At 72.0% G+C, this 22,418-nt stretch carries 18 protein-coding genes and 1 tRNA gene; 12 read left to right on the forward strand and 7 right to left on the reverse strand.

Annotation, left to right across the window (positions count from 1 at the left end):
- Positions 1-6: 6 nt before the first annotated feature.
- The 6 genes from O0S08_RS20560 (at position 7) to O0S08_RS20585 (ending at position 7,270) form a co-directional block, all read left to right on the forward strand.
- Complete coding sequence (locus tag O0S08_RS20560; RefSeq protein WP_269040902.1) at positions 7-1,302, forward strand: DUF1015 domain-containing protein; 1,296 nt, start codon at positions 7-9, stop codon at positions 1,300-1,302.
- On the forward strand, positions 1,299-2,549 hold the full coding sequence (locus O0S08_RS20565) for an ATP phosphoribosyltransferase regulatory subunit (RefSeq protein ID WP_269040903.1): 1,251 nt from the start codon (positions 1,299-1,301) through the stop codon (positions 2,547-2,549). Before O0S08_RS20560 ends, O0S08_RS20565 begins: the two co-directional genes overlap by 4 nt.
- Entirely contained in the window at positions 2,546-3,829 is a 1,284-nt protein-coding gene (locus O0S08_RS20570) for an adenylosuccinate synthase (RefSeq protein ID WP_269040904.1), read from the forward strand. Before O0S08_RS20565 ends, O0S08_RS20570 begins: the two co-directional genes overlap by 4 nt.
- 406 nt (positions 3,830-4,235) lie before the next feature.
- Positions 4,236-5,930 (forward strand): GYF domain-containing protein, encoded by a 1,695-nt coding sequence (locus O0S08_RS20575; RefSeq protein ID WP_269040905.1) that lies wholly within the window; start codon positions 4,236-4,238, stop codon positions 5,928-5,930.
- Between the two features lie 304 nt (positions 5,931-6,234).
- Positions 6,235-7,032 (forward strand): hypothetical protein, encoded by a 798-nt coding sequence (locus O0S08_RS20580; RefSeq protein ID WP_269040906.1) that lies wholly within the window; start codon positions 6,235-6,237, stop codon positions 7,030-7,032.
- Between the two features lie 166 nt (positions 7,033-7,198).
- Positions 7,199-7,270: transfer RNA gene (locus O0S08_RS20585), tRNA-Cys, on the forward strand.
- Between the two features lie 54 nt (positions 7,271-7,324).
- Here the strand turns inward: O0S08_RS20585 and O0S08_RS20590 are convergent.
- The 3 genes from O0S08_RS20590 to O0S08_RS20600 all read right to left on the reverse strand — a co-directional run bounded on the left by O0S08_RS20590 (position 7,325) and on the right by O0S08_RS20600 (position 10,549).
- On the reverse strand, positions 7,325-8,287 hold the full coding sequence (locus O0S08_RS20590; RefSeq protein ID WP_269040907.1) for a hypothetical protein: 963 nt from the start codon (positions 8,285-8,287) through the stop codon (positions 7,325-7,327).
- A gap of 344 nt (positions 8,288-8,631) precedes the next feature.
- Positions 8,632-9,546, reverse strand: a complete 915-nt coding sequence (locus O0S08_RS20595) for an N-acetylmuramoyl-L-alanine amidase (protein WP_269040908.1) — start codon at positions 9,544-9,546, stop codon at positions 8,632-8,634.
- Entirely contained in the window at positions 9,536-10,549 is a 1,014-nt protein-coding gene (locus O0S08_RS20600) for a metallophosphoesterase (RefSeq protein WP_269040909.1), read from the reverse strand. Before O0S08_RS20600 ends, O0S08_RS20595 begins: the two co-directional genes overlap by 11 nt.
- A gap of 205 nt (positions 10,550-10,754) precedes the next feature.
- Here O0S08_RS20600 and O0S08_RS20605 point away from each other — a divergent pair, with 205 nt between their 5' ends.
- The 5 genes from O0S08_RS20605 to O0S08_RS20625 are packed head-to-tail and all read left to right on the forward strand — an operon-like array spanning position 10,755 to position 17,120.
- On the forward strand, positions 10,755-12,722 hold the full coding sequence (locus O0S08_RS20605) for a TrkH family potassium uptake protein (protein ID WP_269040910.1): 1,968 nt from the start codon (positions 10,755-10,757) through the stop codon (positions 12,720-12,722).
- Positions 12,723-12,764: 42 nt separating this feature from the next.
- A complete protein-coding gene (locus O0S08_RS20610) occupies positions 12,765-13,421 on the forward strand; it encodes a potassium channel family protein (protein ID WP_269040911.1) in 657 nt (218 codons plus the stop codon).
- 18 nt (positions 13,422-13,439) lie between these two features.
- Positions 13,440-14,729: a HAMP domain-containing protein gene (locus tag O0S08_RS20615; RefSeq protein ID WP_269040912.1), complete on the forward strand. Its 1,290-nt coding sequence runs from the start codon at positions 13,440-13,442 to the stop codon at positions 14,727-14,729.
- Between the two features lie 43 nt (positions 14,730-14,772).
- On the forward strand, positions 14,773-15,912 hold the full coding sequence (locus O0S08_RS20620; protein ID WP_269040913.1) for an SPFH domain-containing protein: 1,140 nt from the start codon (positions 14,773-14,775) through the stop codon (positions 15,910-15,912).
- Positions 15,909-17,120: an SPFH domain-containing protein gene (locus tag O0S08_RS20625; RefSeq protein WP_269040914.1), complete on the forward strand. Its 1,212-nt coding sequence runs from the start codon at positions 15,909-15,911 to the stop codon at positions 17,118-17,120. The genes O0S08_RS20620 and O0S08_RS20625 overlap by 4 nt, the downstream gene beginning before the upstream one ends.
- Positions 17,121-17,402: 282 nt before the next feature.
- On the opposite strand, the gene O0S08_RS20630 is transcribed toward O0S08_RS20625, so the two are convergent.
- The 4 genes from O0S08_RS20630 to O0S08_RS20645 form a co-directional block, all read right to left on the reverse strand.
- Entirely contained in the window at positions 17,403-18,167 is a 765-nt protein-coding gene (locus O0S08_RS20630; RefSeq protein WP_269040915.1) for a hypothetical protein, read from the reverse strand.
- Positions 18,164-19,045, reverse strand: a complete 882-nt coding sequence (locus O0S08_RS20635; RefSeq protein ID WP_269040916.1) for a multinuclear nonheme iron-dependent oxidase — start codon at positions 19,043-19,045, stop codon at positions 18,164-18,166. The genes O0S08_RS20630 and O0S08_RS20635 overlap by 4 nt, the downstream gene beginning before the upstream one ends.
- A 71-nt stretch (positions 19,046-19,116) precedes the next feature.
- On the reverse strand, positions 19,117-19,740 hold the full coding sequence (locus O0S08_RS20640; RefSeq protein WP_269040917.1) for a glutathione S-transferase family protein: 624 nt from the start codon (positions 19,738-19,740) through the stop codon (positions 19,117-19,119).
- Positions 19,741-19,809: 69 nt separating this feature from the next.
- Entirely contained in the window at positions 19,810-21,675 is a 1,866-nt protein-coding gene (locus tag O0S08_RS20645) for a radical SAM protein (protein ID WP_269040918.1), read from the reverse strand.
- A 195-nt stretch (positions 21,676-21,870) separates the two neighbouring features.
- On the opposite strand from O0S08_RS20645, the gene O0S08_RS20650 reads away from it, so the two are divergent.
- Entirely contained in the window at positions 21,871-22,359 is a 489-nt protein-coding gene (locus tag O0S08_RS20650; RefSeq protein WP_269040919.1) for a hypothetical protein, read from the forward strand.
- Positions 22,360-22,418: the final 59 nt, after the last annotated feature.

Consider the following 22,418-nt stretch of genomic DNA (forward strand, 5'->3'; position numbering starts at 1 on the left):
CCGGCAATGGCACACGTCCGCCCGCTCCGCGGCTTCCGCTACGACCTCCCCCGCCTCGGCGACGCCGGTCTCTTGCTCGCGCCACCGTACGACGTCGTCGACGCGGCCGGCCGCGAGCGCATTGGCGCTCGCTCCCCGCACAACTGCATCCACGTGATCCTGCCCGAAGGGCAAGGTGACGCGAAGTACGAGGAGGGCGCCAAGCGGTTCGCCGCGCTCGAGCGCGAGGCGCTGGTGCGCGACGCCAGCCCGAGCTTCTACGTCTATCACCAGACCTTCACCTCGGAGGGCCAGCAGTACACGCGCAAGGGCTTCATCGGCCTGATCGAGCTGACCCGCTTCGGCGCCGGGCCAGTCCTCGCCCACGAGCGCACGCTCTCGGGCCCGAAGGCCGATCGCCTGAAGTTGATGCGCGCGTGCGAGGCTCACCTCGAGCTGGTGTTCGGCATGTTCTCCGACCCCGGCCGCGCGTGGGAGGCGGCGACCACGAGGGCGCTGGGGGCCCCGGTGCTCGAGGGCGACTTCGACGGCACGCACCACACGCTCTACCGCGTCGACGATCCGGCGGCCACGGCCGCGCTGAGCTCCGTCCTCGAGGACAAGAAGATCTACATCGCCGACGGCCACCACCGCTACGAGACGATGTGCACGTTCCGCGACGAGCTCGAGGCCGCGGGCAAGGGCGAGGTGGCGCGCTGGGGCCTCATCTTCCTGTCGAACCTCGACGACCCCGGCCTCGTCGTGCTGCCGACGCACCGCCTGATCCACAGCGTGCCCGGCCTCGACCTCGCCGCCGCGCTGGCGCAGGTCGAGCCGTTCTTCACCATCACCCGCGAGCCGCTGCCCGAGAGCGGAGCCGCAGTGCGCGCGCGGCTGGCCGAAGTGGGGGCCCGGGGCGCGGCGTTCGGTCTGGCAGTGCCGGCCAGCGGCGAGCTCGTCGTGCTGTCGCTGCGGCCCGACTTCGACCCCGCGGCGGCCGGCCTGCAGCACCTGGCGCCGGCGCTGCAGCGCCTCGACGTCGCGCTGCTGCACGAGCTTATCCTCGACCGCGGGTTCGGCGTGACGCGCGAGGCGCAGGCGCTGAACACCAACATCCGCTACTACAAGTCGACCGACGAGGCGCTGGCCGTGGCCCGCGCCGGCGGCAGCGACGTGCAGCTGGTGTGCTTCATGAACCCGACGCCGGTCCGCGACGTCCGGGCGGTGTGCGACAGCGGCGAGGTGATGCCGCAGAAGAGCACCTTCTTCTATCCGAAGATCCCGACCGGCCTGGTGTTCCACGATCTCAAGGCGGGCCTTTGAGCGCGAGACTCCCCGAGGGCGTCGACGCGGTGCTCCCGCGCGGCGCCCGTGATCTGCTGCCCGCTGCCGCGCGCCGCCGCCGCGCGGTGACCGAGGCGCTGCTCGGCGTGTTCGACCGTTGGGGCTACGACCCGGTGGTCACGCCGGCGATCGAGTACTTCGCGGTGTTCGGCCGCTGGCTGGCCGAGCGCGAGCGGCAGCGGTGCGTCCGCTTCATCGAGGCCGGCTCGGGCGAGCTCGTCACCCTGCGCTCCGACATCACGCCGCAGATCGCCCGCCTCGCCGGGCAGCAGCTGCGCGAGCGGCTCGCGGCCGGCGAGGCGGTGCGCCTGTGCTACGCGGCCGACGTCGTGCGCCTGTCCGAAGGGACACGTGAACAGAGCGAGCGCCACCAGGTCGGGGTCGAGCTGCTCGGCGACGACGCGCCCGAGGCCGACGCCGAGCTGATCCTGCTGGCCGACGAGGCGCTGCGGGCCGCGGGGGTGAAGGGCGCGACGCTCGAGGTGGCCGACGTCGGCATCGCTCGCGGGGTGTTCGAGCGCCTGCCGGGGTGCGACCTCGAGGCCCTGCACGGGCTGCTCGCCCGCAAGGACGCGGGCGGGGTGGCGCGCATGGCCGCCGGCCTGGCGCTCGACGACGAGCCGCGGCGCTGGCTCGGGCTGCTCTGTGAGCTGTTCGGAGCGCCAGGTATTTTGGAACATGTCCCCGGGGACATCCGCGCGCGCTGGCCGTGGCTGGCCGAGCGGCTCGGGCGACTCGAGGCGGCCCTCGCGGTGGTGCAGGCGCGCGCCCCGGAGCTGCACGCGCGGCTGGTGGTCGACCTCGGCGAGGTGCGCGGGTTCGACTACTACACCGGGCTGCGCCTGCGCGCGTGGGCCCCGGGCTCGGCCCGGCCGCTGGTGGTGGGCGGGCGCTACGCGGGCGGGGCGGGCTTCGCGGTCGAGCTCGACGCGCTCGAGGCCTCGCTCGACGCGGCCGGCGAGACGACGGCGGGGCGGGCGGGCGGGGTGATGATCGCCAGCCAGGGCCGCGAGCCGCAGGCGCGCGCGCTCGCGGTGGCGCGGGCCCAGGCCTTGCGGGCGGCCGGTCGGCGCGCGTGGGTCCAGGCCGGGCTGTCCCTCGAGGCAGCTCAGGCCGCGGCCGCGGAGGCCGACGAGCTGCTGTACTTCGGCGCCGACGAGCGGGCCGAGATCTGGTCGCAAGGACAGCCGGGCGCGTGGCGCCGGGCGGAGGAGAGCGGAGCATGACGACGCTGATCGTGGTCGGCGCGCAATGGGGCGACGAGGGCAAGGGCAAGGTGGTCGACTACCTGGCCAGCCAGGCGCAGCTGGTGGCGCGCTACGCCGGAGGCAACAACGCCGGGCACACTCTGGTGATCGGCGGGCGCAAGCTCGTGACCCACCTGGTGCCGTCGGGCTGCGCGTACCCGGGGACGCCGTGCGTGCTCGGAGCGGGGATGGTGATCGACGTCGACGTGTTCCGCGCCGAGGTCGAGGAGCTGCAGTCCGCGGGCATGCTGCACGGCGGCGAGCTCCGGGTGTCGCGCGACGCCCACGTGATCTTCCCGCACCACCGGCTGGTCGACGGGTTGCGCGAAGATCGGGCCCAGGCGGCCAAGATCGGCACCACGCGCCGCGGGATCGGCCCGGCCTACGAGGCCAAGGCGGGGCGCCGCGGCGTCCGTGTGCGCGACCTGTTCCGACCGGAGCGGCTGCGAGCCCGCCTCGAGCTGGCGAAGGAGGTCGTCGACGCCGAGATCGCACGCCTCGGATCCAGCGAACGGGTCGACGTGGCCGCCGAAGTGGCCCGTGCGTCGGCGTGGGCCGCCTGGCTCGGGGACAAGGTCTGCGACACCGGCGAGCTGGTCGATGCGGCGATCCGGTCCGGCAAGCGCGTGCTCTTCGAGGGCGCGCAGGGAGCTCTCCTCGACCTCGACCACGGCACGTACCCGTTCGTGACGTCGTCGACGACGCTGGCGGGCGGCGTGTGCTCGGGCATCGGCGTCGGCCCCACCGCGATCGACGGCGCCTGGGGCATCAGCAAGGCCTACGCCACGCGCGTCGGCGCCGGCCCGTTCCCCACCAAGCTCGAGGGGTCGCTCGGCGATCAGCTGCGCCACGCCGGCGACGAGTTCGGCGCGACCACCGGCAGGCCGCGCGACTGCGGGTGGCTCGACCTGCCGGCGCTCCGCCACGCAGCCAGGCTCAACGGCCTCACCGGCCTGTGCATCACCAAGCTCGATGTGCTCGCGGCGATGCCCGAGGTCCACGTGTGCCGGGCCTACGCCGACGGAGCCTCGCCCGGCGACGTCGACCTCGACGAAGTCGTGCCGATCCTCAGCCCGGTGGCGGGTTGGGGCGATCCCTCGCTTCGAGAACGAATCTCTGTCGCCAGGCGCCTCGAAGATCTCCCCGCCGCCGTGCGCGCCTACCTCGACCTGATCGCAGACGAGGTCGGTGTCCCCATCGCCCTCGTCTCGCTCGGGCCCGATCGAGAGCAGACCATTCTGCTGCGGGACCCGTTTTGAGCCCGTTGCCCGTGAGTCCTCGGCACGACCTTGCAGCGCTGCGGCCCTTCGGGCTCGCAGCCCCACGGCCTGACGAGTGGACGGTCGCGCCGGCACCGCAGCGGCCCCGAGCTCGCTCCATGAGCCTCCTGGAGCGGCGCCGCGCGGTTTTCGCGTTCCGCGGGCAAACCCGCGCTGGTGGGCTTCACGAGGCCGCTGGGCAAATGTCCGGTGGGGTGGGCCCGAGGTCGCGTGGGGTCGAGGTCGGCGAAGGGCGGCGCCAGGCAGCCCACGCTGCGGCCGTCGGCTGTTTTCTCCGTCTGGTTGTACCTACCAGCCGCATTTCCTATACTGGCGGCCCCGCGGACGTAGTCAGTTCTGCAGGACGCCGTCGCGCTCTGGCGAGCGACTCCCAGGAATCACGCTCATGAAGATCGAATGCGATAAGTGCGGAGCCAAATACTCGATTGCGGACGACAAGGTCCGCGGCAAGACCTTCAAGATCCGCTGCAAGAAGTGCAGCAACGTCATCATCGTCCGCGACAAGGCGGGCGGCGCAGAGGACGGGGGCGACGCGCCAGCCGACGAGCCGGGCTGGCACCTGGCGATCGGTGGCGAGACCGTGGGGCCGATCAGCGAGGCCGAGGTCCGCGAGCGCTTCGCCGCCGGAGAGATCGACAAGGACACCTCCGTCTGGCAGGAAGGCTTCGAAGATTGGTTGCCGCTCGGTGAAGTGAGCGCGTTCTCCGACCTGGCCGCGGCGTCGGGCCGTCCTTCGGCGCCCGATCCGTTCGCCGGCGGCAGCGACGACGACTACAGCGCGCCCGCGCCGGCCCCGAGCGCCAGCTCCAGCTTCGAGCGGCAGCCCGAGCCCGCGCGGCAGCCCGCCGTCGCGGCCGCGCCCGCGGCCTCGACCAGCGGCCCGAAAGCATCAGCGGCGCCGGCGGGCGGCGGTGACAACCCGCGCGTGTCCTCGCTGACCGGCGCGCGCAACGAGAACTCGGTGCTGTTCTCGCTCGACAGCCTGTCGTCGATCGCTATGGGCTCCAAGCAGGGCGGAGGCGGCCCCGCGCCCAGCGGTCCGTCGTTCTCGCTCGGTGGCGGTGGCGGTGGCGGCGGCGGCGGCGGTCAGTCGGCCTCGCCGACCGGCAACAGCGAAGGTTCGGGCCTCATCGACATCCGCGCCATGAGCGGGATGATGGGCGGCGGAGGCGGCGGTGGTGGCGGCGGCGGCGGCGGCGAGGAGGGTCGTGACGACTCGATGTTGCCGAGCTTCGGCGGCACCGGCTTCGGCGGTCTGTCGGCCGCGCCGCTGCTCGTGACGCCGGCCCAGCCGGTCGTCGAGCACGCGCCGGCTCCCGAGCCGCAGCGCTCGAACGCGCCGCTCTACGCGCTGATGGCGATCCTGCTGCTCGGCATGGGCGGCATGGCTTGGTACATCCTCACCCGGCCACCGCCGACGCCCGAGACGAAGATCGTCGAAGTCATCAAGCCGGCCGAGGTGAAGGAAAAGCCGGAAGACGAGGACGACGGCGACAAGCCGAAGAAGAAGAAGAAGGAAGAGGACGAAGAGGCGGACGAGACCGGCGCCGCCGAGACGCCTCCGGCCACGGACGACAAGAAGACCGCGGTCGCCAAGACGACGGCGAAGAAGACCGACAAGAAGGGCGAGAAGACGGACAGCAAGACGTCGCCCCTCGACACCAAGGTCGAGCCGAAGAAGGAAGAGAAGAAGGAAGAGAAGAAGGACGACTACAGCGTCGACTGCATCCTCGATCCTTCGAAGTGCGGCAAGAAGGGCGGCGGCGGCGACAGCAGCAGCAGCAAGCCGCCGGCCGACTCCAGCCTGCCGGAGAAGCTCGAGCTCTCCGACATCCAGGCCGGCGTCAACCCGGTCAAGGCCAACGCCAAGACCAACTGCGCCAAGAATGCCAAGGGCGGTGAGAAGGTCTCGATCAAGCTGTCGATCAGCGGTCCGTCCGGCACCGTGCTGAGCTCGACGGTGGTCGACGCCGCGGGTAACGACGGGCTCGCCAACTGCGTGGCCGCCGAGCTGAAGAAGGCGACCTTCAAGAAGGTTCAGAAGGAGCAGATCGGCACGCAGGTGTCGGTGAGCTTCTGAGCTCGGCGAGCGCGCCGAGTCTCGAGTCCGGCGGGGTCGTCCTTCGGGGCGGCCCCGTCGCGTTTTCGCGGGTCGTCGCCCGCGCGCGGGTTCGTTGCTTGACTCGTGGTCGGCCGCACAGCGGTGCTGTGAGCGCGCCGACATCAGGGGCTAGGCAGGGCCAGGGTTTTACGGCAACCTGAAGTTCTCCGCCGCGGCGCTGGCCGAGACCTTGCCTCGGTCGTTCGCGTTGGACCGCCGACGCTGGACCGAAACATACTTCCCGGCCCTCCGCGGGCCCCGATCTCCAGGAGCACTGCTCGCCATGTCGAACACCGAGAACTCCGCCCTCATCGCCCTGAGTGAGCTCAAGAACCTCGAGGCCGCGCGCGTGGCCGAGGTCGAGAGCGAGAAGCGCGCCAAGGAAGACGCCGAGCGGCGCGCCCGTGAAGAGGCCGAACGCAAGGCGCGTGAGATCGCCGAACGCAAGGCCCGCGAGGAGGCCGAGCGGATCGCCAAAGAGACCGCCGAGCGCGAGGCCCGTGAGCGAGAGGAGCGCCTGCGGCTGCAAGAGGCCGATCTGCGCGCCCGCGCGGAGCAGGAGGCCCGCCTCAAGGAAGAGCAGATGCGCCTCGACGCGCAGGTCAAGCTGGCCGAGAAGAAGGCGCGCCCGATGTGGCTGTACGCCGTGCTCGGCGTGCTGGTCATCGGCGTCAGCGTCGGCGGCTACATGATCTACGACTACATCCAGAAGCGCGACGAGGCCGAGCGGATCGCCCAGATCGAGCAAAAGAAGAAGGACGACGAGCGCGCGGCCGAGATGGCGTCCCTCATGAAGGAGCTGAAGGGCCTTCAGGAGGAGCAGAACAAGATCAAGTCGCAGAAGGACGAGATCGAGAACCAGCTCAAGAACGTCCAGGACGAGACGGAGCGGCAGAAGCTGCTGGCCGAGAAGGCCGCCCTCGATGCCCAGCTGGCGGCGAACGAGGACAAGCAGAAGAAGAACAAGGGCAAGAGCGGCGGCAGCAAGTCGAGCAGCGGCGACGGCGAGCCCAAGTCCGAGAAGCCGAAGGGCGGGATCTCGGTCAGCAAGAACGTCGACGATCCGCTCGACGGCCTGTGATCGGCGTTCGCTCAGGCGGCGCGCACGAGCTGTTCGGGCGCCGCCGGCTCTCCTGGCCGCGCCGGAGCCCTCGGCCGAGGGCGTCGCCAGAAGGATGGCCCCGGGAAAATTACGCTGCGACGGTCTTGCCCGGCGTTTTTTCCCGTGATAAAGAAGTCGCCCCTTCGGCCTGGTAGCCAAGTGGTAAGGCAGAGCTCTGCAAAAGCTCTATTCGCCGGTTCGATTCCGGCCCAGGCCTCCCCGAAGACAAGAGCCCCTGCGACCCCGCAGGGGCTCTTTGCTTTGGTCGCCGTCAGCGGAACTCGAGCTCGAGCCGGGGCAGGCCGTGCGCTGCGTGCTCCTCGGCGCTGAGCATCGTCGACGACTGCTCGTGCGGCGCCACGTGCCAGCGCAGGTAGCCGAGATCGACGCCGCGGAGCTCGAGGCGGGCGTCGTAGCGCAGCTGCAGGCTGCCATAGAGGCCGTCCGGGAGCGGCTCTGCGTAGGCCGGGCGGGCCAGGACGTACTGGTCGCTGCGGCTGCCGTTGGCGAAGAGGTGCTGCGAATCGGGCGGGCCGAGCCAGGCCCTCACCTCGGCCAGCGGCGCGCGCGGGCGGGCGATGGTGTTCTGGAGGAACGCGGCCAGCTCGCGCTGACGGGCGGGGTCGGGGACCGGGGCCGCTCGCAGCGCCGCCCAGGAGGCGGGCTCCCAGCGCCCCCCGCCGAATTCGCCGGTGCGCGAGGCCTGGACCTGCTCGGCCGCGGCTTCGGCCTCCGACTGATCGAGGTCGATCACCGCGAGCACTTCATCGGGTCCGAGGCGATCGTCCATGCCCCTGAGCGCCGAGGCGTCGGCGAGGTGCGCCTGTCCTTTGGGACCGGGTCGAAGGAACAGGAGGTAGCGGCGCTCCTCGGCGTACGAGCGCGGGTAGTTCGGCCCGCGCAGGGCATGGAGGTCGAGGTCGACGCCCGGTGCCCGCACAGCGCCGCGGACCACCTGCAGCGCGGAGAAGCGGTCCTGAATGAACATGTCCAGCGAGCCGTCGGGTCCGGGCCGGCATGGGTAGGTGCCGGGCTGGTAGCGGGTCAGCAGCCACACGGGCGCGCTCTCGGCGAGCTGGGGGTCGAACGGGTGCCACGGCTCGACCAATCCCGAGAGCCCCGCCGGCAGCGCGCGCGCCGGGGCGGCGGTGGAACTCGGAGCAGGTGGCGTGGGCCCCGAGGTCGGGGTGCACGCGAGGGCGAGGACGAGCGGGACGGCGATGCGCATGGTCATGAGGCAGGGCTCCGGGCACGAACGCGGGAGCGGTGGCGGAGGTGCCTGTCTCGAGAGACAGGTGACTGGAGTTCCGTCTCCTGTCGGCCGCACCCGGTAGCGGACGGCGGGGAGTCAGGGGCCCGGGCACGAACGCGGGAGCGCGGACGGAGGTGCCTGTCTCGAGGGACAGATGACTGGGGTTCGCTCTCCAGCCGGCCGCACCCGGTAGCGGACGGCGGGGAGTCAGGGGCCCGGGCACGAACGCGGGAGCGCGGACGGAGGTGCCTGTCTCGAGAGACAGATGATTGGGCGGTGGACGGCGGTGCGCCGGGCGGGTGCGAGGGCGGGGCGAGGCGCATGGCTCAACGGACAGGTGGGCCCGATAGCCCGAGGTCGGCGACGCGGGCGCGGACCTTGGCCATGAAGGCGGGCCCGGGGTCGGCCTTGCGGGTGCGGTACTTGGGATCGCGCTCGACGAAGTAGGGGTGGCCCTCCATCGCCAGGTACTCGTGGTGCCCGATGAGGTGGGTGATCGCGGGGAAGCGGGCCTTGAGGTGGCGGACCAGCGCGGCGTCGGCCTCTACCTGGGCGTCGGTCAGGAGGTGCTCGTCGAGGTCGCCCACGTTCTCGACGCCGATGGCGACGTGGTTGAGGCCGACGCAGTGACGCGCCATCGACGTCTCGGGCATGAGGCGGAAGATCGTCCCGTCGCGGTCGACCAGGAACTGCGACGAGACGTTGAGGTCGCCGGCGTCGGCGATCGTCTTGCGCGCGCTCTCGATGGTGGGGCGGTCGAAGTAGCGCCAGGTCGCGTCCGCCGAGCCGCCGCCGGTGTGGTGGAGGATGATCATCCGCGGCTCGATCTCGACGCCGCTCGCGGCCGGATCCTGGTGCGCACGGCGGTAGTCGATCGTGCGGGCGACTCGGGCCTCGTCGTAGGTGATCGGGCGGTCGACGATCGTCAGCGGCGGCGGCGCGGGCGCGGGCGGCTCGGCGGGCGGGGGAGCGTGGGTGGTCTTTGGAGCAGGTTCGATGGGACCGGTCGCTTCGGACAGGTTTGATGGAACATGCTCCGAAGGTCTGGCGGCCGGAGGCGCGGGTGCGGGCTCCGGTCCGGCGCAGGCGACGACGAGGAGGACCGCGGCGAACGACCGGCGCAGGCGCGCAGGGGCGGCCGCCGGGGGCCGAGAGGGGGCGGGGGCTGGCAGCTGCGCGTCGTGGCGAGACGGAGCGGAGCCTGGCAGCTGCGCGTCGCGGCGCGCCGGGTCAGCGGTCATCGTCGTCGCTCCGCAGGCGGGCGCGGGCGGCCTTTCGCTCGCGTCGCTCGCGCTTCGCCTCGACCTGCTGGATCCGCTTGTTCTTCTGCTTCTCCGTGGGTGGGCGACCGGGCAGCGCGGGCTGATCGACGTGGTGCTCCTCGAAGCTCCCCGGCGCCGCGCCGAGCTCGAAGATCGTGACCTCGCGGCGGGCTCGCTCGCCGACCCGGAGCGGGATCACGGCCGCGCCGATGCCGGCGCCGACGTACACTGCGCCGCACGGGCGCACGTCGACGCGCGAGCCGTAGAGGCCGTGCACGTACTTGTGGCCGATGAGGCGGCCGAGCGCGAGCTCGTTGAGGCGGGCGAGGGTGACCTGGCCGGCATGGGTATGCCCGGACAGCACCAGCTGCACGCCCGCGGTCCACAGGTGATCGGCCTCCTCGGCGATGTGCGACAGGCCGAGGGTGGGGAGGTCGTGGCGCAGGCCCCGCGTCGCGCGTTCGACGTCGGCGTGGCCGGTGTAGGCGTCATCGAGGCCGACGACCTGGAGCGCCTGGCCGCGCAGGGTGATCGTGGTGTGCACGTTGTCGAGGACCTCGGCGCCGGCGCGTCGCAGGGTCCTGCGCACCTCGGGACCGCCCGACCAGTGATCGTGATTGCCGAGCACCGCCATCACCGGGGCCTCGTAGCCGCGGAGGAGCTCCTCGAGTTGGTCGAGGAACGCCTGGCTGTGACAGACGAAGTCGCCGGTGATGCACACGAGGTCCGGGCGCTCGGCGTTGACGAGGTCGACCGCGGCGCGCTGGATCTTCATCGGCGTGATCCGGCCGACGTGGATGTCGGTGACGTGGGCGATGCGGAGCGGGCTGGCGAGCTGGGCCACGAACGAGGCCGGGCCGGCGAACCTGCGCACTTCGATCTGGGCTCCGGTGTCGAACCAGGCCAGCGGGTTCAGCATCCGCGATCGCGCGAGGGCGGCGGCCAGTCCGGCGCCGGCAGGCTTGGGCGGCGAAGCGGGCACGTGCGAGTGAGTATAAAGATCGCGGGGACATATTCCAGCCGGGGCGCCTGGACCGCGGGGGAGGTCGGTGATAAAGGCTGGCCGAGCCTCGTCGGCCGTCGCCATGAGCGCCGCTCCCGTCCCTCGTCCGTCACGTCGCCTGCAGGCGGCCCGCGTCGCAGGCGCGAGTCTGCTCAGCGTGTTGGGGGTGCGGATCGTGGCCGACATGCACCGGGACAGCTTCCTCGGGCCCGTCGAGCTGCTGGTGAGCCTCGGCAACCTGTACGCGCTCGCGGTCGGGCTCGCCACCGTCGTGGTCATCGCGGGCCTGCTCGGCGGTCGTCGCTGGGCGTTCCTGCTCGTGCCGCTGCTGCTCTCGGTCAACGTCGGCGTGTTCGTGCCGGCGCTGGCGTCGGACGTCCAGATCGCCGGCTTTCTCATCGTCTGGAACCTGGCGCTCATCGGCGACAGCCTGTTCGCGATCAGCAGCACGGGGGCGCGCGCGCGGCGGGTCGGCGATCGCGGGGCGTCGTTCGCGTGGCTGCAGCGCTACGGCGCCGCGGCGCAGCACCTGCTCCTGGTGTCGCTGCTGGCCGGGCTGGCGCTGTTCGGCTTCGAGGTCGAGCACGAGCTCGTCCCCGATCTGCTCGGCCTGGCGTTCGCGCTGACGACCCTCGCGCTGGTCTCGCCGTACGTGCTCGAGCTGCTGCGACATCGACGGGGCTATGTGGTCGTGATCGCGGCGGCGCTGCTGGGGTTCTTCCTGGCGGCGATCACGAGCCCGGGGGCGGTGCTCGGCCTGCTGTGGGCGCTGCAAGCCGCGGTGTTGCTGGTGATCGTCGCCCGCGGGCCGGTGTTCGCCGACCTGCTGCAGAGCTTCTACGCCCGGCCGGCGCTGCTCATCCTGTCGACGTTCGGCCTGATCGCGTTCTCGGGGGCGCTGGTCCTGACGTTCCCGGCGGCCTCGGCGACCGAGAGATCGATCGCGTTCATCGACGCCCTGTTCACGGCGATGAGCGCGACCTGCGTGACCGGGCTGATCGTGCTCGACACGCCGGTCGCGTTCTCTCACTTCGGCCAGGTCGTGATCCTGCTGCTGATCCAGCTCGGCGGCCTCGGGATCATGGTCCTGTCGACGTTCGCGGCGGTGCTGCTCGGCGGGCGTCTGGCGCTGCGCGGCGAGCAGGCGCTCGAGGAGGTGCTCGACCTGACGAGCCCCGGTTCGGCCTACGAGCTGACGCGCTTCATCGTCGTGTCGACGCTGCTGATCGAGGCCGTCGGCGCGATCGCGCTGGCGCTGCTGTTCCACTACGGCTACGGCTTCGAGGCCGCGTCGGCGCTGTGGCGCGGGACGTTCCACGCGGTGTCGGCGTTCTGCAACGCGGGCTTCGCGTTGTGGAGCGACAACCTGATCCAGTTCCAGACCGACGGCGCGGTGCAGGCCGTCCACGGCTCGCTCATCACGCTCGGCGGGCTCGGCTTCCCGGTGCTGCTGGCCCTGTGGTTGCGCGCGCGCGGGGCCGAGCGACGGCTGCCGCTGCAGGCGCGGGTGGTCCTGTGGATGTCGCTGAGCCTGGTGGTCGGCGGGACGATCCTGTTCGCGATCGCCGAGTGGGACGCGTCGCTGCACGGCCTGTCGATCGCCGACAAGATCATCAACTCGGTGTTCCAGAGCGTGACGCTGCGGACGGCGGGCTTCAACAGCGTCGACTTCTCGGCGCTCGAGCGCTCGACGATCCTGATGATGGTCGTGTGGATGTTCATCGGCGCGTCGCCCGGCAGCACCGGCGGCGGGATCAAGACGACGACGCTGGCCGTGGTGCTGGCGGCGATCCCGGCGCTGATCCGCAATCAGGCGCGGGCCCAGCTGTTCCGGCGGACGATCCCGCACGACATCGTCTACCGCGCCGGAACTATCATGACCCTGGCGACGATGGTGGCGGTGGTCATCACCTTCGCGCTGCTCGCCAGCCACGACATGCCGTTCGAGCGGGCCCTGTTCGAGACTGTCAGCGCGCTGGCGACGGTCGGCCTGTCGATCGGGGCCACCGCCGAATTGAACGCGCTCGGCAAGTGGCTCATCATCGTCACGATGTTCATCGGCCGCGTCGGCCCGATCTCGCTCGCCCTCGCGCTCGGCACGCCGCGCGGCGCGCACGTCCAGTTCCCCGAAGCCAAGATCATGGTCGGCTGAGCGCCGGGCCTCCTCATCACCTGCACTCAAGGACATGTCCTCATGAGCGGAGAATTCGCAGTCATCGGCCTCGGGCAGTTCGGACGGGCGGTCGCGCTGAGCCTGGTGCGCGAGGGCGCCGCGGTGCTGGCGATCGACCAGCTCGAGGAGCGAGCTCAGCTGGTCGAGTCCGAGGTCGACGCGGTGGCCTGCGCCGACGCGACCGACGAGCGCGCGCTCAACGAGCTGGGGCTGGAGCGCATGTCGTGCGTGGTGGTAGCGATGGGGGCCCGCGCCCGCGAGACGTCGATCCTCACCACCTCGCTGCTGCGCCAGCGCGGGATCCCGCGCATCATCAGTCGCGCGGCCAACGAGCTGCACGCGCGCGTGCTGCTGGCCGTGGGCGCGCACGAGGTCATCAACCCGGAGATGCAGATGGGCCAGCGACTGGCCCGCAACCTGGCCCACCCGACCATCCTCGAGCAGATCGCGCTCGACGAGAACACCAACCTGGTCGAGGTTGCGACGCCCGAACAATTCATCGGCAAGACGATGGCGGAGATCGACATGAAGCGGCGCTACGGGGTGTCGGTGATCGCGGTCCGGCGCGGGGGGCAGGTCATCCCTCAGCTCGCCGTCGACGACCGGCTCGCCCGCGGCGATCGCCTGCTCATCGTCGGCCCGCCGGCGTCGGTCCGCCGCGTCGCCAGCCTGGCGTAGACCCCCGGAACCGCCGCCATGACCCTCCGCACCCGCCTCCTGCTCGGCTACGGCTACCTGATCGCGCTGCTCCTGCTCAGCGTCGGCACGGCCGCGTTCAACTCCCAGCGGGTCGCCCGCAACGTGCAGGTGGTCGTGCAGAACAACCTGGTCAGCCTGAGCGCGGCGGTGGCGATGCTCGACCAGATCGAGCGCCAGGACAGCGCGACGCTGGTCGGTCTGATGCAGCGCAGCGAGCCGACCGAGATGACGGCGGCCGAGGAGGACTTCGAGAAGGCGCTGGTCCAGGCGCGCAGCGCGTCGATGTCCGACGACGACATCGCCATGCTGAAGAACCTCCAGGAGAACTACGAGGTCTACCGCAAGGCGCGCGACGAGCTGCTGCGCAGCATCCCCGAGAACCCGTACGCGGCCTACCACGAGACGGTCTTCCGCGTGTTCGAGGAGCTGAAGCGCGACGTCAATCAGTACCTCGAGGCGAAGAAGACGGCGCTCGGCGACGCCAACATCGAGGCGTCGCAGTCGGCCATCGAGGCGGCGGTGCTGCTCGGCGTGCTCGTCACCGTGGCGCTGCTGTCGCTCGGGCCGCTGTCCCGCAGCCTGCAGCGCGACGTGCTCGGACGCCTGTCGGAGGTCGGCAGCGTGACCGAGGCGATCGCCAGCGGCGACCGCCGCCGTCGCGTGCGCGACTTCTATCAGGACGAGCTGGGCCAGGTCGCGCGCCAGCTCAACGCGGCGCTCGATCGCCAGCAAGAGCTCGAGTCGCAGATGCAGGGCCGACTGCTCGAGCAGCGCCGCGTGCTGGTCGGCTTGATGAAGCAGTGGCCGATGCCCGCGGCCCTGATCGGCATCGACGGCGAGCTGGTGGCGTCGACGCTCAGCGAGGACGACGAGGCCGAGCTCGATCGCCTGACGCCGCGCGTGCGCATGGCGGCGAAGGTGCTGATGACGCGCCGCTTCGTCCGCGCCGAGGAGCTGTCGGCCGACATCAAGGCGAGCGACGGCGTACGCGTGGTGCAGATGCGCGCGCTGGCCTCCGGGGACAACCAGATCGCGGGCTGGCTGGCGTCCTTCGTCGATCCGCGGGTCGGGGTGCTGGCGCCGCGCGGGCCGGGCGATCTCGCGCCGAGCGACGAGTCGAGCGAGACGGGCGAGGTGCCGGCGAGCGAAGAAGTGGAGAGCGGCGGCGACGAGGCGCCCGCGAGCGACGTGGCGAGCGACGAGGCGCGCGAGAACGACGAACCCGCGCTCGCGGACGCGTCAGTGGCGCCGACGGCCGACGAGGAGTCCGAGCAGCGGCCTGTCTGAGCCGGCTCGCGGGGCCTCGCGGGGCCTGGTGTACGATGCGGGCATGGCGCAACAGCGGAAATCAGGCCGGCCCAGCGGCGGCCAGATCCTGGGAGACCTCCAGGGGAAGCTCAAATCGGTGACCGGCGGCGGAGGCTCGAGCTGGTTCGACTGGGTGTGGATCGGCGGGGCGCTGATCGCCGGGCTCGTCCTGATGACGACCTCGTTCACGGCGATCGAACCCGGCCAGGTGGCGGTGCGGATCAACAACATCACCGGCGGGCTGTCGACGGTGACGCAGCCGGGCTGGATCACGCGGCTGCCGTTCGGGATCCACTCGGTCTACGTGCTCGACGCGAGCCCGCAGACGTTCTCGATGCACGGGTCGAAGACGATCGACGACCTCGAGGTCAGCGAGCTGACGGTGCGCGCCAGCGACGGCTCGAACTTTCACTTCTCCGACACCACGATCATCTTCCAGATCGCCGGTGACGAGGCCCAGACGGTCATCCGCGACGGCGGCGAGGAGCGCGGCTACCTCAAGTGGATGCGCCCGTACGCCCGGGCGATCCTGCGCGACGAGTTCGGCCGCGAGTCGACGATCTCCGTGTCCAACCCGACCAAGTTCGGCGAGGCGACCGAGCGCGCCAAGAGCCGGCTCAACGAGCTGCTCGGGGTGCACGGCGTGATCGTGACCCAGATCGTGACGCCGCGGCCGCAGTTCAACGACGAGTACGAGAAGCTGATCGAGGAGCGCAACAAGCTCGGCAACCAGCTCGAGGTCATCAAGTCCAACCTCGCGGCTGCCGAGACCAGCCGCGAGCGCCGGCTCGCCGAGGTCAACCGCGATCAGAACCGCCAGATCCAGGAGAAGCGGACCGAGCTCGAGTCGGCGCTGGCGACCGCGATCGCGGCCCAGGCCGACGCGACCCGCGAGGCCGACACCTACAAGATCTCGAAGGTCGCCGAGGGCCAGGCGACGCTCAGCGCGTCCAAGCAGCAGGCGGCCGAGCTCCGCGGCCAGCTCGACGCGGTCTACCGCGCGCGCAAGGCCGAGATCGACGCGTTCCGCTCGCAGCCGGTCGAGCGCGTGATGGAGCGCCTGGGCGAGCGCCTGCGCGGGGTGACGATCGCGATCGAGCCGTGGGCCAACGACGCCAACCCGTCGCGGGTCGAGGTCGAGAAGGTCGGAGGTGCGCAGTGAAGGGCTTCGTCCGGATCTGTCAATTGACGCTGCTGTCGCTGCTGTTCCTGTGGATCGCGCCGACGTGCTTCATCTCGACGGTCCCGCTCGGCACGATCGGGGTCCGCAGCAGCAATGCGTCGGGCGTGCTCGCGGCGGACCTCGAGCCCGGGTGGACGCTCAACATGGCGGGGATCCACTCGCTGACGCTGCTGCCGAGCCACTACCTGTTCCTCGACTACGGCTCGGAGGAGGGCCAGGGGCTGCAGATCCGTACGCGCGACAACAACAACGTGTTCGTCGACGTCAGCGTGCCGTACCGCATCAAGCCCGGCGAGGCGCATCAGATCATGATGGCCGGTAACCACGTCGAGAGCACGAACGGGCAGTACCGGTTCCAGCGGCTGGCGCAGGAGACGACGGTGAGCGTGCTGCGCGAGGGCCTGGCCAACCTGACGAGCTCGGACTTCTACCACGCCGACACGCGGCTCAAGGTGGCGGACGATACTCTGGCGCGGCTCAACCAGGAGCTGGCGCCGCTGCACCTCGAGGCGCAGGCGGTCCTGGTGCGGGCGGTGACGTTCCGCGACGAGTACGAGAAGCAGCTGCAGCAGATCCAGCTCAACGAGCAGAACAAGCTGCTCGACGGGGCGCGCGAGAAGGTCGCCAAGCAGCAGCAGGAGCTCGACAACTACGAGCTCGGCACCAACGCGCTGGCCAACGCGCGGCAGCAGGACTGGATCAAGCGCCAGGCCGACCTCGAGCGCGCGTACCAGGTCGGCTTCGTCGACACCAAGGGCGACAGCACGCCGGGCTCGGCCCGCCGCGCGCTCAAGGCGTTGTCCGACGAGGAGCGGGCCGCGCTGCGCGTCGAGGTCGGGAAGGTGCTCGACATCGACGCGCCCGAGGCGATCGCCGACGGCTACCTGCTCGGGATCAAGAACATCGAGGCCGAGACGCTCGAGTACCGCCAGCGCGTGAACGCGGAGGCCGACGGCGTGTCGCAGCGCCTGGCGGCCGAGGGCGCGGCCGACGTCGCTGCGGTCCAGGGCGAGTTCGAGAGCAAGATCAACGCGCTGCTCGGCAGCCCGGCCGGTCGCGCCTACGTCGCCTACAAGAGCGCGGAGAACGTGCGCTTCGCCGAGACGCTGACGTTCCAGAGCACCGACGGGATCCCGGCGGTGCTGCGCCTGCGAGACTTCGCGCTGCGCTTCATGGGCGGCGGCTGAGTTTTTTTCAAAGAGAAAAGAAGAATTGAGTGGCAAGCGACGCGCGACCTCGTGGGCGGGGCGCGCGTCGCTCGTCGCGTTGGGTCGAGGGGTCGTGAGCGACGCACGGCCTCGGCGATGAGGCGCGCGTCGTCAGGTTGTTCGAGCGAGTCGTGGGCGATGCGCGACCTCGGCGGCGAGGTACGCGTCGCTCGTCGCATTGCTTCGAGTGCGTCGTGAGCGACGCACGGCCTCGGCGAGGGGGCGCTCGTCGCGTCGCTCCCGCTGGGTCGTAGGCGATGCTCAGCAGGCGACCAGCAGGCCGTCGGCGACGAGGCCGGCCAGCAGCTCGTCGGCTTCGTGCGGCTCGGCGCCGAGGCGCACGGCCTCGGCGGCGAGAGCGGCGTGGGGTCGGCCGTCGCCGGCGAGCAGCAGCAGACGGACGAGCGGCTCGCTGGCTGTCCCGAGGGACACCTCGCCGCCGGGACCGGCTTCTACCAGCAGGGGTTCGCGGTCGCGGCCGCGCGGCGGGCGTTCGCGCGACGGGCGGGCGTTCGCCAGCGCTGCGGCGGGGTCGGGGCCGAGGCGGGCGCGCACGCGCTCGAGGAAGGCCAGGCTGCCGGCGGGGACCAGCAGCGGGGCGACGCACGGGTTGCAGGCCAGGCCCTCGCCGGCGCCGGCGCGCGGGCGGCGGGCGCGGGCGATGGCGGCCTCGATGCGGCCGGGGCCGCCGGCATGGTCGTCGAGCCATGTCCCGAAGGACAGGGCCATCGAGCCATGTTCGAACGCGCAGGTTCGGAACGCGGCCGACGAGAAGAAGGCGTCGACGGCGGGCACGCCGAGCAGGGCGGCGGTGGCCGGGTACTCCTCGAGCAGGGCGTGCACGGCGCGGGCGCGGCGGTACGGGTCGACGGCGAGGGCCCGCGGATCGACGGCGCGCAGCAGCTCGCGCTCGCGGTCGGCGAGCTCGGGCAGCGGACCTGGCCCGCGCACGGCCGCGGCGTAGGCGGGGTCGAGGTGCATGCAGACCAGGGCGGCCTGCACCCGGCGCGGGTCGAGGCGGCTCACGCGGCCTCCGGGCCGCGCCCCGGCCACAGCGCGGCGACGCGGTCGAACAGCGGCAGGACGGCGTCGATCGGGTTGCGCTCGCACTCGACGACGATCGCGCGCAGGTTGACGGCCCGCGCCACCGCCTCGGCGGCGATCTCCCAGGTGTCCGGAAGGACATCCGTGCCGTGGTCGTCCTCGACCCATGCGAGGCCCGCGGTGTCCTGCACGCGCCCGCCGGCGACGTGCAGCTCGACCACGCGGTCCCACGGGAAGCCGTCGAAGCCGGTGAGCGGGGCGTGGCCGCGGGCGCGCTGGAACATGGCCAGGTGGGCGCAGTCGAGGAGCAGGCCGGTGTCGGCGCGCTCGGCGACGCGGGCGAAGAAGTCGAGCAGGTGCAGCTCGCCGACGAACGCGGCGCCGGGCGGGTTCTCGGGCAGGACCTCGAGGCCGGTCGCCTCGCGCAGCGCGATAAGGCCGTCGGCCAGCGGCGCGACGGCCTCGTCGACGAGGACCGGCGGCAGGAGCAGCATGTGCCCGCGGTCGCGGCGGCCGAGGTGCCACAGGCCGGCGTCGCCGCACAGCCACGCCGGGCGCAGCTCGGCGGCGATCGTGCGCACCCCCTCCAGCCACGGCGGGTCGAAGTCGTCGGGGTTGTCGAGGTTGATGTCGAGGAAGTGGTAGGTGGTCGGCAGGCCGCCGGCGGCCCAGGCCCGCGCGTCGGCGTCGAGGCCCTTGACCACCTCGACGCCGACCTCGAGGAAGCCGGCGCAGTCGGGCCGGCGCCGCCGCAGCTCGAGCGGGTCGAGGGCGCCGTCCTGCCGCCGCGCGCCGTACTCGGTGCTGACGCCGAGGCCGAGGCGAGGGAGGGCGCGGACGCGGGCGAGGAAGTCGGGCATGGACAGGTCCCTGGGACAGGTCCGAACGGGCAGGTCGGAAAGGACCTGACCGTTCGGACATGGCGAAAAGGCTAGCCGGCGTGGACCGCCTGGTTCGCCGGGCGCTGGGTGCTGCGCTCCAGCCAGGCGGACAGGTCGGGGAGGCGGGTGGTGTCGACCTTGATGAAGCTCAGGGCCCAGGCGATCGCGGCGGCGTTGGCGGCGTCGACGAGGGTGAAGTGGTCGCCGACCAGGTACTCGCGGCCGCGCAGGCGCTGGTCGAGGATCCCGAGCTGGGCCTCGAACTCCTTGCGGGCGGTCTCCGCCTGGGGGGCGTTGCGCGACTCGGCCGGGAACCACTCGCTGGTGTTGTAGAAGAGGCGGAAGATCGTGCCGCCGAGAGTGACCGAGCCCCACACGCTCCACGCCAGCGCCTCGGCGTGCTCGCCGGAGCCGACGCGCGGCCACAGGCCCTTCTCGACGCCGAAGCGGTCGCCGAGGTAGATGATGATCGCCAGCGACTCGAACATCGGCGTGCCGTCGACCACGAGGGCGGGCACCTTGGCGTTGGGGTTGATGGCCAGGAACTCCGGCTTGTGCTGCTCGCCGGCGCGGAGGTCGAGCTTGACCTTGTCGTAGGGGATCCCGAGCTCCTCGAGGACCCAGTGCACGCGCGAGGCGCTGGTATTGGGGGCGTAGTAGAAGGTGATCGACATCGGACTCCGCGGGTTATGTACGCGATCGGGCAGCGATGCGGTAGGCGAGCGCAGCGGTCGGCGGGGAGCTCAGGCGAGGCTGTAGACGAGCAGCCACTGGTTGCTGGTGCCCGGCCCGATGTCGCGGCGATCGTGCGACGCGAGGGTCACGCCGAGCTCGGCCGCGACGGCCTCGATCCGGCGGGCGGCGTCGGCGGCGGTGTCGTTGCGGTAGTGCTCGCGGCGGGCGGTCGAGCGCTCGCCGCGGGTGGTCTGCGCGGGCGTGCGGGCCAGGCCGAAGGCGGTGTTGTCGCAGACGACGAGGAGGCCGCCGGGGCGCAGCCGCGAGAGGGCCGTCGAGAGCACGCGCGCGGGGTCGCGGAGGTGGTTGAAGCTGCGCAGGATCGTGACCGCGTCGAACCGGCGCTCGCCGAGTTCGAGCGCCTCGGCGTCGCCACGCTCGAGCGCTGCGCCGGGCGGCAGGCGAGCGCGCAGGCGGGCCAGAGCGGCGGCGTCGGGGTCGACGCCGGTGTAGCGGATCGCGCCGGCGGCGATCCGCGGGGCCAGGACGTCGAGGTAGGGGGCGTCGCCGCAGCCGAGGTCGAGGACGTCGCCGGCGAGCCCGGCCAGCCGCGCGCGCACGACGGCGTCGTCGCGCGTGAAGATGTCCTCGAAGACAGGTTCGAACATCCCTGTGCATGCGGACAGGTGCGGACAGCCGGCGCACAGCGGGCTGCGGGCCAGCGGGACCAGCTCGCGGGCGAAGTCCTGGGGGGCCGGGCCGCGGGCGGCGTCGACGTAGACCTGGCCGAGGTCGTGCTTGACCGCGGCGATCTCCTCGTCGGTGAAGTCGCGGGTGTCGGCGCGGTAGCGGGCGATCGCGCCGCCGCGGCGGACGAACAGGTGGCGGCCGCGCTCCCACGGGGTGACGCCGAGGGGGCCCTGGCGCAAGGGACAGGTGGCCTCGGGGGCCTCGTGCACGGCCTCCAGCGTGTAGTTGAACGAGTTGGCGCGCGGGCGATCGGTGACCGGGCGCAGCTCGCCGTCGCCGTGGACCTCGTGGTAGCCGCGGTAGAGGCCGGGGCAGCCGCCGCGCAGGCTGCAGCCGTCGCACGCCGGCGGGTGGCGCTTGTTGTCGTCGTCGACCGGGAACAGGTCGGGCTCGCCGATCTCGACCATGGTCCAGTAGCGGTGGCTGCGGAGGTCGCTGGTGCTGTCCTCGAGGCCAGGTACGAGGCAGCGCGGGATCCCGCCGTGCTGGACCCGCACGCCGCGCTCGCGCCCGTGCTCGGCGGCGGCGAGGACGGCCTCGGCGACGGCGCCGACGCGCGGGACCAGCAGCTCGAAGTTGCGCGCGGCGCCGCCCTTGGGCTCGACCATCGAGAACTTGAGGGTGACGTCGGCGAACGCGGCGACGAGGTCGACGAGGCCGCGCAGGTGGGCGAGGTTTTGGCGGGTGACGACGCAGTTGACGGTGAGGTCGAGGCCGCGGCCGCTGAGGTTGCGCAGGGCGGCGACGGCCTGATCGAAGGCGTCGCTGCGGACCAGGCGGTTGTGCACGGGGGCGCTGCCGCCGTGCAGCGAGAGGTAGACGTAGCGCAGGCGGTTGGCGACGAGCTTGTCGGTGAGCTCGGCGTAGGCGAGGGCGCGGCCGTTGGTGACGAGGCCGAGGTCGAGGCCGAGGCCGGCGACCTGCGTGGCCCAGCGCAGGAGCTCGGGGCGGATCGTCGGCTCGCCGCCGGAGAGGACGATCATGGTGTGTCCCAGCTCGGCGGCGCGGAGGATCTTGCGCTCGACCTCCTCGGCGTCGCCGTCGATCGGGCGCACGTCGAGGGTGTGACAAAAGGTGCAGTGCTCGTTGCAGCCGTAGCCGACCTTGATCAGCGCCTTGTAGTCCCCGGGCGAGAGCCTCGGCGGCCGCGAGGTCCGCGGTCGGGCGTGGGTGCGGTCGTCCATGCGCAGCGCCGATGCTAGCGCGTCCTCGCGGCGGTCGCCGAGAGTCGAACGCGGCCGGGCGGAGCGAGGGCCGGTGCGGCGGGGCCGGCGAGCGTCGGAAGCCGAGCGTCGGCGGTCGTGAGGGGTCGGCGCTCGCGTCGCCTTGACGGGGGCTGCGGCGGGCGGGTACGTTGGGCTCCGATTAGGAAAGACTGCATGAAGCCTTCGCCGCGTGTCGCCCGTCGCAAGGTCCTGGCTGCCCTCGGAGTCGCCGCTGCCGGCGTGTCGACGGCAGCCTGCACGCTGAGGCCCCGCACGACGGCGCCGTCGGCCGCGGCCCCGCTGGCCGATCTGGTCGGGCCGGTCGGCGAGTGGCGCGTCGAGCAGGTGCTCCCGCTGGTGGCCGGCGCAGTGCCGGTGCTGATGCGCACGCCGGAGGGCCGGAAGTTCCAGGTCGATCTGTTGCGCGCAGAGGTCGACGGCCCACGCGCGGTCGCACAGGCCGGCGACCTGGCGCTGTACCTCGCCAACGGCGGCGCGGGCGACCGCCCGTCGACCGCCGTCGAGGAGCAGGGCGCGCGCGCGCTGGCGCAGCGGCTGTCGCAGCTCGCGGCCGAGCGCGGGGCGCCGGCCATCCCCGGGCTCCTGACGCTGTCCGAGCGCCTGGCGTCGCACCGCCAGGCCGTGCTGACGCCGTGGAGCTGAGCGGCCGCGGGACGGTGCCCGGTCCCGGAGGACAGGGCGCTTCGAACATGTCGCGTGAG

The sequence above is a fragment of the Nannocystis punicea genome, assembly GCF_026965555.1.
In the GTDB taxonomy this organism is placed as follows: domain Bacteria; phylum Myxococcota_A; class Polyangia; order Nannocystales; family Nannocystaceae; genus Nannocystis; species Nannocystis punicea.

Coding starts and splice junctions, on each gene's coding strand:
- O0S08_RS20640 (WP_269040917.1), bottom strand. CDS start 19,740: ATGTCGATCACCTTCTACTACGCCCCCAATACCAGCGCCTCGCGCGTG.
- O0S08_RS20560 (WP_269040902.1), top strand. CDS start 7: ATGGCACACGTCCGCCCGCTCCGCGGCTTCCGCTACGACCTCCCCCGC.
- O0S08_RS20635 (WP_269040916.1), bottom strand. CDS start 19,045: ATGCCCGACTTCCTCGCCCGCGTCCGCGCCCTCCCTCGCCTCGGCCTC.
- O0S08_RS20620 (WP_269040913.1), top strand. CDS start 14,773: ATGGCGCAACAGCGGAAATCAGGCCGGCCCAGCGGCGGCCAGATCCTG.
- O0S08_RS20595 (WP_269040908.1), bottom strand. CDS start 9,546: ATGACCGCTGACCCGGCGCGCCGCGACGCGCAGCTGCCAGGCTCCGCT.
- O0S08_RS20615 (WP_269040912.1), top strand. CDS start 13,440: ATGACCCTCCGCACCCGCCTCCTGCTCGGCTACGGCTACCTGATCGCG.
- O0S08_RS20650 (WP_269040919.1), top strand. CDS start 21,871: ATGAAGCCTTCGCCGCGTGTCGCCCGTCGCAAGGTCCTGGCTGCCCTC.
- O0S08_RS20580 (WP_269040906.1), top strand. CDS start 6,235: ATGTCGAACACCGAGAACTCCGCCCTCATCGCCCTGAGTGAGCTCAAG.
- O0S08_RS20610 (WP_269040911.1), top strand. CDS start 12,765: ATGAGCGGAGAATTCGCAGTCATCGGCCTCGGGCAGTTCGGACGGGCG.
- O0S08_RS20605 (WP_269040910.1), top strand. CDS start 10,755: ATGCACCGGGACAGCTTCCTCGGGCCCGTCGAGCTGCTGGTGAGCCTC.
- O0S08_RS20575 (WP_269040905.1), top strand. CDS start 4,236: ATGAAGATCGAATGCGATAAGTGCGGAGCCAAATACTCGATTGCGGAC.
- O0S08_RS20590 (WP_269040907.1), bottom strand. CDS start 8,287: ATGACCATGCGCATCGCCGTCCCGCTCGTCCTCGCCCTCGCGTGCACC.
- O0S08_RS20570 (WP_269040904.1), top strand. CDS start 2,546: ATGACGACGCTGATCGTGGTCGGCGCGCAATGGGGCGACGAGGGCAAG.
- O0S08_RS20645 (WP_269040918.1), bottom strand. CDS start 21,675: ATGGACGACCGCACCCACGCCCGACCGCGGACCTCGCGGCCGCCGAGG.